Source organism: Roseococcus suduntuyensis (genome assembly GCF_014196305.1).
Lineage (GTDB): Bacteria > Pseudomonadota > Alphaproteobacteria > Acetobacterales > Acetobacteraceae > Roseococcus > Roseococcus suduntuyensis.
The window spans coordinates 49783-63501 of sequence record NZ_JACIDJ010000010.1; the positions used below are offsets into that span (position 1 = coordinate 49783).

General features: G+C 70.6%; 14 protein-coding genes. 13 read left to right on the top strand and 1 reads right to left on the bottom strand.

Going from position 1 to position 13719, the window contains the following annotated elements; translation table 11 throughout:
• Positions 1-13: 13 nt before the first annotated feature.
• Positions 14-1120: an extracellular solute-binding protein gene (locus GGQ83_RS19215; protein ID WP_184386616.1), complete on the bottom strand. Its 1107-nt coding sequence runs from the start codon at positions 1118-1120 to the stop codon at positions 14-16.
• Positions 1121-1475: 355 nt separating this feature from the next.
• Between GGQ83_RS19215 and GGQ83_RS19220 the strand changes: the two genes are divergently transcribed.
• From GGQ83_RS19220 to mnhG, 13 genes are all read left to right on the top strand, one after another.
• The gene (locus GGQ83_RS19220) at positions 1476-3095 is read left to right on the top strand and encodes an amidohydrolase (protein WP_184386617.1); all 1620 of its coding nucleotides are present in this window, start codon (positions 1476-1478) and stop codon (positions 3093-3095) included.
• 138 nt (positions 3096-3233) lie between these two features.
• Positions 3234-4538, top strand: coding sequence for an LLM class flavin-dependent oxidoreductase (locus GGQ83_RS19225; protein WP_184386618.1), 1305 nt, complete (start codon positions 3234-3236; stop codon positions 4536-4538).
• Positions 4539-4551: 13 nt separating this feature from the next.
• Positions 4552-5868: an NtaA/DmoA family FMN-dependent monooxygenase gene (locus tag GGQ83_RS19230; protein WP_184386619.1), complete on the top strand. Its 1317-nt coding sequence runs from the start codon at positions 4552-4554 to the stop codon at positions 5866-5868.
• A gap of 44 nt (positions 5869-5912) precedes the next feature.
• Positions 5913-6131: a DUF3008 family protein gene (locus tag GGQ83_RS19235; RefSeq protein ID WP_184386620.1), complete on the top strand. Its 219-nt coding sequence runs from the start codon at positions 5913-5915 to the stop codon at positions 6129-6131.
• A gap of 59 nt (positions 6132-6190) precedes the next feature.
• Positions 6191-6412: a DUF2934 domain-containing protein gene (locus tag GGQ83_RS19240; RefSeq protein WP_184386621.1), complete on the top strand. Its 222-nt coding sequence runs from the start codon at positions 6191-6193 to the stop codon at positions 6410-6412.
• Positions 6413-6557: 145 nt separating this feature from the next.
• Positions 6558-7205 (top strand): hypothetical protein, encoded by a 648-nt coding sequence (locus GGQ83_RS19245; RefSeq protein ID WP_184386622.1) that lies wholly within the window; start codon positions 6558-6560, stop codon positions 7203-7205.
• A gap of 55 nt (positions 7206-7260) precedes the next feature.
• Positions 7261-7734: a PTS sugar transporter subunit IIA gene (locus tag GGQ83_RS19250; protein WP_242534780.1), complete on the top strand. Its 474-nt coding sequence runs from the start codon at positions 7261-7263 to the stop codon at positions 7732-7734.
• 6 nt (positions 7735-7740) lie between these two features.
• Complete coding sequence (locus GGQ83_RS19255; protein WP_184386623.1) at positions 7741-10659, top strand: monovalent cation/H+ antiporter subunit A; 2919 nt, start codon at positions 7741-7743, stop codon at positions 10657-10659.
• Positions 10659-11003, top strand: a complete 345-nt coding sequence (locus tag GGQ83_RS19260) for a Na+/H+ antiporter subunit C (protein WP_184386624.1) — start codon at positions 10659-10661, stop codon at positions 11001-11003. The genes GGQ83_RS19255 and GGQ83_RS19260 overlap by 1 nt, the downstream gene beginning before the upstream one ends.
• Positions 11000-12577, top strand: a complete 1578-nt coding sequence (locus tag GGQ83_RS19265) for a monovalent cation/H+ antiporter subunit D (RefSeq protein ID WP_184386625.1) — start codon at positions 11000-11002, stop codon at positions 12575-12577. The genes GGQ83_RS19260 and GGQ83_RS19265 overlap by 4 nt, the downstream gene beginning before the upstream one ends.
• Positions 12574-13062, top strand: coding sequence for a Na+/H+ antiporter subunit E (locus tag GGQ83_RS19270; protein ID WP_184386626.1), 489 nt, complete (start codon positions 12574-12576; stop codon positions 13060-13062). The genes GGQ83_RS19265 and GGQ83_RS19270 overlap by 4 nt, the downstream gene beginning before the upstream one ends.
• Positions 13059-13340: a K+/H+ antiporter subunit F gene (locus GGQ83_RS19275; RefSeq protein ID WP_184386627.1), complete on the top strand. Its 282-nt coding sequence runs from the start codon at positions 13059-13061 to the stop codon at positions 13338-13340. The genes GGQ83_RS19270 and GGQ83_RS19275 overlap by 4 nt, the downstream gene beginning before the upstream one ends.
• Positions 13337-13693: a monovalent cation/H(+) antiporter subunit G gene (mnhG, locus tag GGQ83_RS19280; RefSeq protein WP_184386628.1), complete on the top strand. Its 357-nt coding sequence runs from the start codon at positions 13337-13339 to the stop codon at positions 13691-13693. The genes GGQ83_RS19275 and mnhG overlap by 4 nt, the downstream gene beginning before the upstream one ends.
• The last annotated feature ends 26 nt before the right edge of the window (positions 13694-13719 follow it).

Here is a 13719-nt window from a genome sequence, read left to right on the forward strand (position 1 = left end):
GAAATACCCTATGTCAGCCGGTCACCATGTCGATGTAGTCGGCATTCACCCGGGCGTAGTTCTCGCCCCACCAGCGCCCGTTCTGCGCCACCTGCACGGCGGCGTTGGCGGGCTCTGTCGGGTTGAAGCGCTTGTATTCCTCGGGGACGAGAGGTGCGGCGGCGGGGTTGGTCGGGCCATTGCCGAAGAACTTCAGCAATTCCACCTGCTGCTCGGCATTGGCCAGCATCGAGGCCAGCAGCCGCTGCGCCGCCGCCCCGGCCGGGTTGCCGCGCGGGCTGACGAAGATGCCGGGCTGGAGGATGCCCTGGTTCCAGATGAACTTGAACCGGCCGTTGCTCTCCTGTTCCAGCACCTTGGCGCGGGTGTGCCAGATCTGGCCCATCACCGCCTCGCCCGTGCGGATGAACTGCTCCGACTCCGCGCCCGAGGTCCAGAAGACCAGGTTGCGCCGGATCTCCCGCACGCGGGCAAGGCTGGCCCGCACATCCAGCGGATACAGCTCCGGCAGGGGGCGCCCCAGCGACATCTGCGCCGCGTCCAGCGCGCCAGCGGCATCGCGCCGCAGCAGCCGCGTGCCGGGGAAGCGGCGCAGATCCCAGAAATCCGCCCAGCTTGTGGGGGCCGTCTGGAACTTCGTGCTGTCATAGACGAGCACATTGCTGAAGGAATAGGACGCGGCGCCATGCTCCAGCGCGAAGGTCGGGCCGAGCACGTGCTCGCGGTTCACCACATTGTAGTCCACCGGGTTCAGCAGGTTCATGCCCCCCAGCAGGAAGGCGGATGTGGCGGAGCTGTCGCAAAGGTCCCAGGTGACGCGCCCGCTCTCCACCATGGAGCGGATGCGGCCGGCGGACGGTCCCGTGCTGTCCTGCACCACGCGGAAGCCCGGATTGGCGGCCATGAAGGGCTCGCCATAGAAGCGGCCGAAGGCCTGGTTGGCCATGCCGCCCCAGTTCACCATCACGATGTTCTGCGGCGTCTGCGCCCCGGCCTCGCCGGCGGCGGCCGCGCCCATGCCGAGCGCGGCCAGGCCCGCCAACAGGGTGCGGCGGTCCATCTCCCCGCGCCGGTATTTCGCCAGCGCCAGTTCGACGCAATCCTGCTGGAAGCTCTGCATCCGTCTCTCCTGCCCGTGCCTGTCGGGTGCGCGGCGGTGTTTTCGCACGGCGCAGCCATCCCAGACGCAACTCGATGGTTGCCGTGGCGCCAGCGTCAGTCTCCCGGGCCGGATCACACCACGCCGCGGCGCGCGCCGCAATCATGGCGATGGCGCGAGGCTTGGGGCTAGCGTCTGATCGCCTTTGGCGGAATCGCCAAAGGCGTGAATCAGCCGCTCGGCGAGGCCGGAAACGGCGTCTGATCGCCTTTGGCGGAATCGCCAAGGGCGTGAATCAGCCGCTCGGCCAGGCCGCAAGCGTGGTCACCGAAAGGTGATCTCGCTGTAGGCTGCCGCGCCCTGTCCGGAGAAGCCCATGAACGCCGAATTCGTCCTGCTCAACGCCCGCATCGCGACCATGGGAGGGCAGGGGGATTTGACCGGCGGGCTGGCCTCCCTGGGCGGGCGGATCGTGGCCATGGGCGAAGATTTCGCCATGCGCCAGCACATCGGCGCCGAGACGCGGGTGCTGGATGCGGGGGGTGCCCGCGTCATTCCCGGCATCGTGGACAGCCATTGCCATCCGGACGCCTATGCCGTGCGGCTGAAGGGCTGGACGCTGGTCTCGCCCGACCGCGTGGCCAGCCGCGAGGCGCTGCTCTCCACCATCCACCGCGTCTGCGCGGCCCTTCCCCCCGGCCGCTGGGGCGCCTTCTACCGGCTGAACGAGCGTGCCAGCGGTGGCTATCCCACGCGCGAGGAGCTGGACGCCGCCGGCGCCGGCCGCCCCGTCTTCATCCTGCGCACGGATGGGCATATGGGCCTCGCCAACCGCGCCGCCTTCGCCGCCTGCGGCCTGGCGGACGATGTGGCGGACCCGCCCTTCGGCGCCTTCGGCCGCGACCCGGCCACGGGTGCGCTCACCGGCCTGGTGCGCGAGACGGCGGCGCACATCTTCCTCGACGCCATCCACGCCACCGACCGCGAATCCGACATCATGGACGGCATGGAGATGGTGCAGGACCAGTGCCTCGCGCATGGCATCACCTCGGTCGGCAACGCGCTGACGCCAACCCAGGCCATCCGCGCCTTCCAGGCCATGCGGCGCGAGGGGCGGCTGCGGATGCGCCTCGGCATCATGGCGTCGGGCCGCGACGTGCCATTGGTGCCGCATCTGATCGGCGCGGGCATCCGCTCGGGCTTCGGCGATGAATGGCTGCGGCTGATCGGCGTGGAATGGTGCCCGGATTGCTCCACCTCCGGACGCACCGCCGCCTATTGGGACCCCTATCTCGGCACGCCCGTCCCCGGCGAACCGGTGCCCAACACCGGCATGCTGCTCTACGACAAGGCGGACCTGACGGAGCGCGTCACCGCCGCGCACAAGGCCGGGCTGCAGGTGATGATCGAGGGCGTGGGCGACCGCGGCATTGATTTCGCACTCGACGTGATGGAGGCGGCGCTGGCCGCGCACCCCGCCCAGGACCACCGCATGCGCGTGGAACACTGCTGCTTCGTGACGCCCGCCATCCTGGCGCGGCTGAAGCGCGGCGGTTTCGTGGATTCCTCCGCGACCGGCTTCATGGACGAACTCGGCGAGGCCTATGTCGCCAACCGCGGCCAGGAGGCCATGCGCCACATGTGGCCGCACCGCAGCCTGATCGCGGCGGGCGTACCGGCGCCCGGCCATTCGGACTTCGCCGTCTGCCGCGTGAACCCCTTCACCGCGCTGGCCGCGATGGTCACGCGCCGCACGCAGACGGGTGCGGACCTCGACGCCAGCGAGGCCATCACCGCGCGCCAGGCCCTGGCCGCCTACACCACGCTGGGCGCCTTCGCGCAGCGCGAGGAGCATGACAAGGGCAGTCTCGACATGGGCAAGCTGGCGGACTTCGCCGTGCTCGACACCGACATCCTGGAGTGCGACCCGGCCGCCATTCGTGCAACGCGCGTGACGGCGACGGTGGTGGGCGGCGTTCTTCGGCATGGGGGGTGACGTGCAACACCACCTGCCCCATAGTTCCCCTCAACAACGCCAGACCAACGCACGGCCCGCCCCACGATCAGGAGGCCGCTTGCCCATCGTCCCGCCGCCCGAATCGGGGCGCGTTGCGCCCCGCCGTCAGGCCCAGCCATGACCGCGCGTCGCATGCACCTCGTGGCCTATCTCAAGACGGGCCCCACCGCGAACCACCCGGGCGCCTGGCGCCACCCGGCCGCGGCACTGGACGACATCTTCGACCCCGGCCGCTACGAACACATCGCGCGCGTGCTGGAGGCGGCGCGGTTCGACGGCTGCTTCTACGCCGACACCTTCGGCCTGCAGGACATCCATGGCGGCAATTTCGACGCCACGCTGCGCCATGGCGGGCAGATCAGCTACCTCGACCCCATGATGGTGCTGCCGCTGATGGCGCGCGCCACGCGCCACCTGGGGCTGGGCGCCACCCTCTCGACCAGCTTCGCGCACCCCTATGCGCTGGCGCGCAGCCTGGCCTCGCTGGACCATCTCAGCGGCGGGCGCGCGGCGTGGAATGTCGTGACCTCGGCCACCGATCTGGAGGCGCGCAATTTCGGGATGGATGGCATTCCGGCCAAGGGCGAACGCTATGACCGCGCCGATGAGGCGCTGGAAGCCTGCTGCGCGCTTTGGGATGGCTGGGAGGAAGGCGCGCTGGTGAAGGACCGCGCGGCGGGCGTCTTCGTGGACCCATCCCGCGTGCATTACACCAATTACGAAGGCCGCTTCGTCCGCACGCGCGGGCCGCTCTCCATCCCGCGCAGCCCGCAGGGGCGGCCGGTATTGATGCAGGCCGGCTCCTCCGAGCGCGGGCGCGAATTCGCCGCGCGCTGGGCCGAGATCATCTTCGTCACACCCCACCAGCGCGAGGACGCCGTCGCGTTTCGCCAGGACATGCACGCGCGCCTCGTCGCTGCCGGCCGCCGCCCGGAGGATTGCAAGATCCTGCCCAGCTTCGCCCTGGTCCTGGCCGAGACGGACAGCATCGCGCGCGAGAAGCACGATCACCTGCAATCCCTCATCACGCCCGACGCGCAGATGATGCTGAACTCCGCCCTGGTCGGCGTGGACCTGACGCGCCACCAGACCGCGCGCGAGGTGGCGCAGGCGCAGGGCAACCAGGGCATCGCCGGCTCCACCGACCGCGTGCTGGCCCAGGCGCGCGCCGAGGGTCTGGGCTTCGCCGAAGCGGCCGCCAAGCCCCGCGGCCTTCTGGTCGGCTCCGCCGCCACCGTCGCCGACATGCTGGAGGAATGGTTCAGCACCGAGGCCTGCGACGGCTTCATCTTCTGGCCCACCGTCTTCCCTTCGATGTTCGAGGACGTGGCCCGCCTCCTCGTGCCCGAACTCCAGCGCCGCGGCCTGTTCCGCCGCGACTATGCCGGCGCCACGCTGCGCCAGAACCTCGCCTCCCCATGAAAGGCCGCTTGCGATGACCCGTCCCTTCCATCTCGGCTGGTTCCTCCAGGGCTCCTCCGTGCAGGCCTGGGGCGAGCCCTGGACCGGCGCCATCGGGCGCGACTGGATGGTGCCGGAACTGTTCTGCGACCTGGCCCGCGCGCTGGAACGCGCCCGCTTCGACTATGTGCTGATCGAGGACAGTTCCTATATCGGCGAGAGCTATGCGGGCTCACGCGAGATCTACCTGCAGCACGGCCTCTCCGTGCCGCGCCAGGACCCGAGCGTGATCGCCACCCTGATGGCGGCGGCGACGAAGCACATCGGCATCGTTCCCACGCTCTCCACCTTCGCCTATCCGCCCTATCTGCTGGCGCGACTGGTGGCCTCGTTGGACCAGGTGTCCTCGGGGCGCATCGGCTGGAACATGGTCACCGGCAGCAGCGACTACGCCGCGATGAACTACGGCATGGACGGCATGCCGCCGCACGACCTGCGCTACGACATGGCCGATGAATACATGGCGGCCGTGAACGCGCTGTGGGACAGCTGGGAACCCGGCGCCATCCTGGCCGACACGGCCTCTGGCGTGCTGGTGGACCACACCAAGGTCCATGCGCCCAACTTCGCGGGGCAATGGTACAAGACGCGTGGGCCGCTCAATTCCGGCCCCTGCCCGCAGGGGCGGCCCGTCATCGCGCAGGCGGGCGGCAGCCCGCGCGGCCGCCGCTTCGCCGCGACCCATGCGGACACGGTGGTGGCGCAGGTGAAGGGCGCGGCGGGCATGAAGGCCTATCGCGACGATGTGCGCGCCCATGCCGTGGCCCAGGGCCGCAACCCGGATGATGTGAAGATCCTGTTCCTCGTCACGCCCACGCTGGGCGACACCATGGAGGAGGCGGAGTTGCGCCTGCGCCAGCGCCGCGCGCGAATCGCGGCCCAGGTGCCGCAGATGCTGGCCTTCTTCGGCAAGATCACGAACATTGATTTCGGCCAGATGGACCTGGATACGCCGGTGGACCAGATGGAACTGACCACCAACGGGCATCAGCAATCATTGGACGAGTTCAAGCGTTTCGCCGGCAAGCGCAGCCTGCGCGAGGCCATGCTGGCCTATCGCGGCAATCCGGGTTCGGTGGATCTGGTCGGCACGCCCGATGCCGTGGCGTCGCAGATGGAGGAGGCCATGCAGGAGGCGGGCGGCGATGGCTTCCTGCTCTCCATGAACGACGTCAGCCGCCGCGCCGTGGCCGAGGTGGCCGATGGCCTGGTGCCCGCCTTGCAAGCCCGCGGGCTTGTCCGCCGCGAATACGCTCACCCGCATTTCCGCGACAATCTGCGGGAATTCTGAACCGCGCGCCTCCTCGCCGGTTCAGGCCGGCGAGGAGGCTTCCCGTGCCCGCCAAGTCCCAGCAGCAGCAAAAGGCCGCCGGCGCCGCACTCGCCGCCAGGCGTGGCGACATGCCCAAATCACGCCTCAAGGGCGCCTCGAAATCCATGGCCGAGAGCATGGACGAGGCCGAGCTTCGCAAGATGGCCCATGCCAGGCGTTCCGAACTGCCCAGGCGCGACCACAAGGGGCGCGACCACGAGGGGTGTGACCACGAGGATTGAGCGCAACGCAGCCGGCGCCCCCGCGTTTCTGCGGCTGGAATGACTGCAAGGAGACAGCGATGTCCGGTGCCACCGCCCTGAAGGAAAAGCGCCTCGATGCCGAGGCCCATGCGCTGTGGGTCGCCGCCGGTTCCCCCGCCGGCGGGCCGGAAGCCTTCCGCGAGGAGGCCCTGCGCCAGATTTCCGAGGCCGAGACGGCCGTGGACGAGGCCAGCGCCGAAAGCTTCCCCGCCAGCGACCCCCCGGCCCATACCGGCATTACTGGTCCGGAACGCGCCTGAACCGCCGCGCGAGGTTGTCCCGCAACCCTCGCTGCCTGTAGAACCCCAGCGTCAGGCCCGCCGCATCGCGGCCGGCCATGCCGGGATGGGGTAAGCTGTGCGTAGGAGACGGGGCAGCAGGGGCCAGCAGAACTGGTGGCCCCTCGTGAAATGGCTGACTGTGGCGGGTATCTTCGTCGCGATCGGCTATGCGGCGCACCATGCCGGCACCCAGCTCGCCCGCCTTGAAGTGGAGCGGCTGGAGGTGAACCTCCAGCGCGCCCTCGCCACCCAGCGCGACCTCGAACAGCGCAACCGTGACCTCCAGGCCGAGCGCGACACCGCCCGCACGGCGCTCGCCGCGCTGCGCCAACGCTATGACCGCGAGGTGCCCCAGGGCGAGATGGCCACGCTGTTCGCGCGGCTGCGCGAACGGCTGGACGCCGGGCTCACGCCCGCGCGCATGGCCGACGCCATCGCCCGTGCCGAACCCGCCACCCGCTGCGACGGGCCCGTGGTGTCGCGCCGCTTTCGCATCGGCATTGGTCCGCGCGGCGCGGAGGATGACGGCACCAGCTTCGCCGAGGGCATGATCACCGTGCGCGCTGTCGCCCCCGCCACCGCCTCGGATCTGAACGCCGCCACTGTCGTCACCTTCGCCGGGCTGGGGGTGGAGGGCGGCAGCGTCAGCATGACCGGCCTGCCCGCCGAAGCCAGCCTCATGCTCGGCAACACCGAGATGCGGGTGGTGGTGGGGCCGAGCGGCGTGCCTGGCTTCGCCGCCGCCAGCCTGACCACCTGCCGGCCGCGCTGAGCCGCTACCCGCGCCCGGCATTGCGGCGGGGGGAGGGGTTGGCTATCTCCAAGGGATGCCCGTCCCAGAGATGCATGCCATCCAGATCGCGCCCGCCGACGTGCTGCTTGGCTTCGCAGGTGGCAGCAAGCGCGCCGTGCTGCAATCCCTCGCCGCCGAGGCCGCCCGCCGCCTGAACCTGCCCGAGCGCGAGGTGCTGGATGCCTTGCAGGCGCGCGAGGCGCTGGGCTCCACCGCGCTGGGCCGGGGCGTCGCCCTGCCCCATGCGCGGATGGAGGGCGAAATCCCCCCCACCATGCTCTTCGCCCGCCTCGCCCGCCCCGTGGACTATGAGGCGCGGGACGAGGAGCCGGTGGACCTTGTCATCCTCGTCCTCTGGCCGGCGGCCGAGCCGGAGGGCTTCCTGCCCTCGCTGGCCGAGACCTGCCGCGCGCTGCGCGAACCCCAGACGCTGCGCCGCCTGCGCGCCGCCGCCACGCCGGAGGAGGTCGCTTCCCTGCTCGCCCCCAACCCGGGCAGGGATGGCTGAGGGAGGGTGTCGGACAGCCTCCTCCTCCTCAGCCTGGTCGCGCTGCCCTTCCTGGGCGCCCTGGCGGCTTCGCTTCTCGCCACCCATGCCCGCAATGCGGCCGCCTACCTGGCGGGGGGGGTGGCCCTGGTCGGCCTCGCGCTGGTCTGGACGGCGTATCCCACCATTTCCAGCGGCGGCGTGCTGCGGGCGGAATTCGCCTGGGTGCCGCAGCTGGGCCTCAACTTCGTGCTCAGGATGGACGGGCTCGCCTGGCTGTTTGCCGGGATGGTCACGGGCATCGGCGCGCTGGTCGTGGTCTATGCGCGCTACTACATGTCCTCGGACGACCCGGTGCCGCGCTTCTTCGCCTTCCTGCTGGCCTTCATGGGGGCGATGTGCGGGCTGGTGCTGTCCGGCAACCTGATCCAGCTCGCCTTCTTCTGGGAGCTGACCTCCCTCTTCTCCTTCCTGCTGATCGGCTATTGGCACCACACCCAGGCGGCGCGGGACGGGGCGCGCATCGCGCTGACGGTGACGGCCACGGGCGGCTTCTGCCTCTTCGCGGGCCTGCTGCTGATCGGGCACATCGTCGGCAGCCATGACCTCGACGTGGTGCTGGCCTCGGGCGATGCCATCCGCGAGCACCCGCTCTATCTGCCCGCGCTTGTGCTGGTGCTGCTGGGGGCGCTGACCAAGAGCGCGCAATTCCCCTTCCACTTCTGGCTGCCGCACGCGATGGCGGCGCCCACCCCCGTCTCGGCCTACCTGCATTCGGCGACGCTGGTGAAGGTGGGGCTGTTCCTCATGGTGCGGCTCTGGCCCGTCATGGCCGGCACGGACGCCTGGTTCTGGATCGTGGGCACGGCGGGGCTCATCACCCTGCTCGTCGGCGCCTACATCGCCATCTTCCAGCATGACCTGAAGGGGCTGCTGGCCTATTCCACCATCAGCCATCTGGGGCTGATCACGCTGCTGCTCGGGCTGAACAGCCAGCTCGGGCTCGTGGCGGCCATCTTCCACATCCTGAACCACGCCACCTTCAAGGCCTCGCTCTTCATGGCGGCGGGCATCATCGACCATGAATCCGGCACGCGCGACATCCGCCGCCTGTCGGGGCTGAACCGTACCATGCCCTTCACCGGGCGGCTTGCCCTGGTGGCGGCCGCGGCCATGGCCGGCGTGCCGCTGCTGAACGGCTTCATCTCGAAGGAGATGTTCTTCGAGGAGGCGCTCTCGGCCGGCGGGCTGCTCGTGCTGCCGCTGGCGGCCATGCTCGCCTCGGCCTTCAGCGTCACCTACTCGCTGCGCTTCATCCACGGCACCTTCTTCGGCCCCGACCCCGAGGGCCTGCCGCGCACGCCGCACGAACCCCCTGCCTGGATGCGCTTCCCGGTGGAAATCCTGGTGCTGGGCTGCATCTTCGTGGGCGTGCTGCCGGCGGCGACGGTGGGGCCCTTCCTTGACCTCGCCGCGCGTTCGGTGCTGGGCGAGGCGACGCCGAACTACAGCCTCGCCGTCTGGCACGGCGTGAACCTGCCGCTGGTGATGAGCATGATCGCGCTCGGCGGCGGCGTGCTGCTCTACATGGCCTTGCAGAAGCACCTTCGCAGCGGCATCGAGGGCCCGCCGCTGATCCGGCGTCTGGAGGGGCGGCGCATCTTCGAACGCGCGCTGGTCTTCCTCTCCTGGCGCCTCGCGCGGCGGATGGAGGGGCTGCTCGGCACGCGGCGGCTGCAGCAGCAGTTGCGCCTGGTGCTGGTGCTGGCGCTCGCCGCGGGCGGATTCGCCGCCTGGCACCGGGGCGTCGGCCCTGGAAATCTGGTGCCGCAGGGGGTGGACCCGGTCATCGCCCTCGTCTGGCTGGTGGGGGCCGCCTGCGCCCTGGGTGCCGCCTGGCAGGCCAAGTTCCACCGCTTCGCCGCCGTCATGCTGCTGGGGGGTGCGGGGCTTGTGGTCTGCATCACCTTCGTGTGGTTCTCGGCCCCCGACCTCGCGCTGACCCAGCTTCTGGTGGAGGTGGTGACGACCGTGCTGCTGGTGCTGGGCCTGCGCTGGCTGCCCAAGCGGCAGGACCGGCCGGGGGCCACGGGCGTGGAGGTCGTTACCGTCAGCCGCCGCCTGCGGGACCTCGCCATCGCCATCACGGCGGGCTTGGGCATGGCGGCCCTCGCCTTCGCGGTGATGACGCGCACCCCGCCCGACCTGCTGGCCCAGCATTTCCTGGCCCGCGCCTACACCGAGGGCGGCGGGACGAATGTGGTGAACGTCATCCTCGTGGATTTCCGCGCCTTCGACACGCTGGGCGAGATCTTCGTGCTCGGCGCCGTGGCGCTTACGGTCTTCGCCCTGCTGCGCCGCTTCCGCCCCGCCTCCGACAGCCTGGAGGTGCCCGAGCAGCAGCGCGACCAATCCGCCTGGGACGAAGCCCGCCCCGACCGGCGCGAGGGCGACACGGTGGCGGACTGGCTGCTGGTGCCCTCGGTGCTGACGCGGCTGCTGTTCCCGGTCATCTGCATCCTGGCCGTGCACCTGCTCCTGCGCGGACATGACCAGCCGGGCGGCGGCTTCGCGGCGGGGCTTGTCGCCTCCATCGCCATCATCCTGCAATACATGATCGGCGGCGCGGCCTGGACCGAGGAGCGGCTGCGCGTGCTGCCGCTGCGCTGGATGGGGGCGGGGCTGCTGCTGGCCGGCGGCGTGGGGCTGGCCTCGCTGTTCTTCGGCATGCCCTTCCTGACCACCTATTTCGCCTATGCCGAGCTGCCCTGGATTGGCCGGGTGCCGATGGCGAGCGCGCTGATCTTCGACATCGGCGTCTTCGCCCTGGTGGTGGGGGCCACGGTGCTCATGCTCATCGCGCTGGCGCACCAGTCCGTCCGCGGCCACCGCGCGGAGCGCCGGGCCGAAACGGCGCCCCGCGCCCTGGTGCCGGGAGAGGATTGATGGAGCTGGTCGTCGCCATCGGCATCGGGGTGCTGACCGGCTCGGGCGTGTGGCTGCTGCTGCGGCCGCGCACCTTCCAGGTCATCATGGGGCTGTCGCTGCTGTCCTATGCGGTGAACCTCTTCATCTTCTCCACGGGTGGGCTGCGCACCGGCGCGGCCCCGGTGCTGGAACCGGGCGGCGTGGGTGACCTGGCCACCCATGCCGACCCGCTGCCCCAGGCGCTGGTGCTGACGGCCATCGTCATCAGCTTCGCCACCACGGCGCTGTTCCTGGTGGTGCTGCTGGCCGCGCGCGGCCTGACGGGCACCGACCATGTGGACGGGCGGGAGCACGACCGATGACGCATCTCGTCATCGCGCCCATCATCATCCCGCTGCTGGCCGGCGCGCTGATGATGCTGCCGGGCGAGCGCTGGCGCACCCTGCGGACGGGGCTGGGCCTGGCCGCCACGGCCGCGCTGGTGGTGGTGGCGGGGCTGCTGCTGCTGCGCGCCGATGCCGCGGGCGCGGCCGAGGTGCAGCTCTATCGCCTCGGCAACTGGCCTTCCAGCTTCGGCATCGTGCTGGTGCTGGACCGGCTTTCGGCTCTGATGCTGGTGCTGGCTTCCGTGCTGGGGCTGGCCGCCCATGTCTTCGCGCTGGCCCGCTGGGACCGGGCGGGGGCGCATTTCCACCCGCTGTTCCAGTTCCAGCTCATGGGGCTGAACGGCGCCTTCCTGACGGGCGACCTGTTCAACCTCTTCGTCTTCTTCGAGGTGATGCTGGCGGCTTCCTACGGGCTTGCGCTGCACGGCTCGGGCACGGCGCGGGTGCGGGCGGGGCTGCACTACATCGCGATCAACCTCGCCGCCTCGCTGGTCTTCCTGGTGGGCGTCAGCGTCATCTATGGCGTGGCGGGCACGCTCAACATGGCCGACCTCGCGGCCCGCATGCACGACATCGCGGCCGAGGACCGCGCCCTGCTGGAGACCGGCTGCGCCATCCTGGGGGTCGCCTTCCTCATCAAGGCCGCCATGTGGCCGGTGGGGTTCTGGCTGCCCGGCACCTATGGCGCGGCCAGCGCGCCGGCGGCGGCCATCCTGTCCCTGCTGAGCAAGGTGGGCATCTACGCGGTGCTGCGGCTGTGGCTGCTGCTGTTCGGGGACGGGGCCGGGGCGTCGGCGGGCTTCGGCGGCATGTGGCTGATGCTGGGCGGGCTCGCCACCATCGCCTTCGGCTCGCTCGCCGTGCTGGCCACGCAGAACATGGCGCGGCTGGCGGGCGCCTGCGTCATCGTCTCCTCCGGCACCTTGCTGGCGGCGCTCGGCGCGGGGCAGGTGGCGGTGACGGGCGGCGCGCTGTTCTACATGACGAGTTCCGTGCTCGCCATCGGCGCGCTCTTCCTGCTGATCGAACTGATCGAGCGCGGGCGCGAAGTGGGTGCGGACGTGCTGGCCGTGACGCGCGAGGCCTTCGGCGAGGGCGCGGAGGAGGAATACCTCGACGATGACGAGGAGATCGGCGTCGCCATCCCCGCCATCATGGCCCTGCTGGGGCTGGGCTTCATGGCCTGTGCGCTGCTGCTGGCGGGGCTGCCGCCGCTCTCGGGCTTCCTCGCCAAGTTCGCCATCCTGGCGCCCTTGATCGGCACCGGCGATGACGGCCTGCCCGCCACCACCTGGGCGGTGCTGGCCGCGCTGATCCTCTCGGGCCTCGCCTGCCTCATCGCCATGACGCGGGTGGGGATGGACGCCTTCTGGGCCGCGCCGGGCCCGCCGCCGCGCGTCGCCATGGTCGAGATCCTGCCCGTGGCGGGGCTGCTCGCGCTGTGCCTCGGCCTCACCCTCATGGCGGGGCCGGTGATGCGCTACATGCACGACACGGCGGCGGGGCTGCACGCCCCGGCCGGCTATGTCAGCGGCGTGATGCGTCCATGAGGCGCGTGCTGCCCTTCCCCTGGGTCTCGGCGGCGCTGCTGCTGCTGTGGCTGCTGTTGCAGGGCAGCCTCGGGCCCGGCTCGCTGCTGCTGGGCGGCGCGCTGGCGCTGGTGGGCGGCTGGCTGCTGGCCGTGCTGGATCCGCCGCGCACCCGGCTGCGCCGGCCCCTGGCCGCGCTGCGCCTCGCCTGGGTGGTGCTGGTGGAGGTGTTCCGTTCCAACAACGCGGTCGCGCGCCTCATCCTGGCGCCCACCACGCGCGGGCGAAGCTCGGGCTTCGTGCGCATCCCGCTCGACATGCGAAACCCGGCGGGGTTGGCGGCACTGGCCTGCATCCTGACCGCCACGCCGGGCACCGTCTGGGCCGAGTATGATTCCGCGCGCGGCATCATGCTGCTGCACGTCCTCGATCTCATCGACGAGGCGGAATGGGTGCGGATCATCAAGGACCGCTACGAGGCGCGGCTGATGGAGATCTTCGAATGACGGCGATGATCCTCTCCTGGTCGGTCTTTCTCGCGCAGCTGATGCTGGCGCTCGGCATGGGCTGCACCATCTGGCGCGTGGCGCGCGGGCCCCGCGCGCAGGACCGCGTGCTGGCGCTGGACACCTTCTACGTGCTGGCGGCCATGCTGCTGCTGGTCTTCGGCATCCGCACCGGCAGCGTCGTGTATTTCGAGGCCGCGCTGGTCATCTCGCTGCTGGGCTTCGTGGCCACGGCCGCGCTGTCCAAGTTCCTCATGCGCGGCGAGGTGATCGAATGACCCATGCCGAGAACCTGCCGGGCTGGGCCGCCATCCTGGTCTCGCTGCTGCTGCTTCTGGGGGCCGGGCTTGGGCTGGTGGGCGCCATCGGCCTGCTCAGGCTGCGCAATTTCTATGAGCGCGTCCATGCGCCGACGCTCGGCACCACGCTCGGCATCGGCAGCATCCTGCTGGCCTCCATGCTGTTCTTCACCGTGCTCCAGGCGCGGCCCGTGCTGCATGAGGTGCTGATCGGCGTCTTCATGGTGCTGACCACGCCGGTGACGCTGATGCTGCTGGCCCGCGCCGCCCTCTACCGCGACCGGCGCGAGGGCAGTGCCGAGGTTCCGCGCAGCACGACGGGGGAGGGGTAGAGGGCGATCCGCGACGGCGGCATCGC

Excerpts from the sequence above, each read along its gene's own strand:
- GGQ83_RS19215 (WP_184386616.1), bottom strand. The coding sequence starts at position 1,120 with ATGCAGAGCTTCCAGCAGGATTGCGTCGAACTGGCGCTGGCGAAATAC.
- GGQ83_RS19220 (WP_184386617.1), top strand. The coding sequence starts at position 1,476 with ATGAACGCCGAATTCGTCCTGCTCAACGCCCGCATCGCGACCATGGGA.
- GGQ83_RS19225 (WP_184386618.1), top strand. The coding sequence starts at position 3,234 with ATGACCGCGCGTCGCATGCACCTCGTGGCCTATCTCAAGACGGGCCCC.
- GGQ83_RS19230 (WP_184386619.1), top strand. The coding sequence starts at position 4,552 with ATGACCCGTCCCTTCCATCTCGGCTGGTTCCTCCAGGGCTCCTCCGTG.
- GGQ83_RS19240 (WP_184386621.1), top strand. The coding sequence starts at position 6,191 with ATGTCCGGTGCCACCGCCCTGAAGGAAAAGCGCCTCGATGCCGAGGCC.
- GGQ83_RS19250 (WP_242534780.1), top strand. The coding sequence starts at position 7,261 with ATGCCCGTCCCAGAGATGCATGCCATCCAGATCGCGCCCGCCGACGTG.
- GGQ83_RS19260 (WP_184386624.1), top strand. The coding sequence starts at position 10,659 with ATGGAGCTGGTCGTCGCCATCGGCATCGGGGTGCTGACCGGCTCGGGC.
- GGQ83_RS19265 (WP_184386625.1), top strand. The coding sequence starts at position 11,000 with ATGACGCATCTCGTCATCGCGCCCATCATCATCCCGCTGCTGGCCGGC.
- GGQ83_RS19270 (WP_184386626.1), top strand. The coding sequence starts at position 12,574 with ATGAGGCGCGTGCTGCCCTTCCCCTGGGTCTCGGCGGCGCTGCTGCTG.
- GGQ83_RS19275 (WP_184386627.1), top strand. The coding sequence starts at position 13,059 with ATGACGGCGATGATCCTCTCCTGGTCGGTCTTTCTCGCGCAGCTGATG.
- mnhG (WP_184386628.1), top strand. The coding sequence starts at position 13,337 with ATGACCCATGCCGAGAACCTGCCGGGCTGGGCCGCCATCCTGGTCTCG.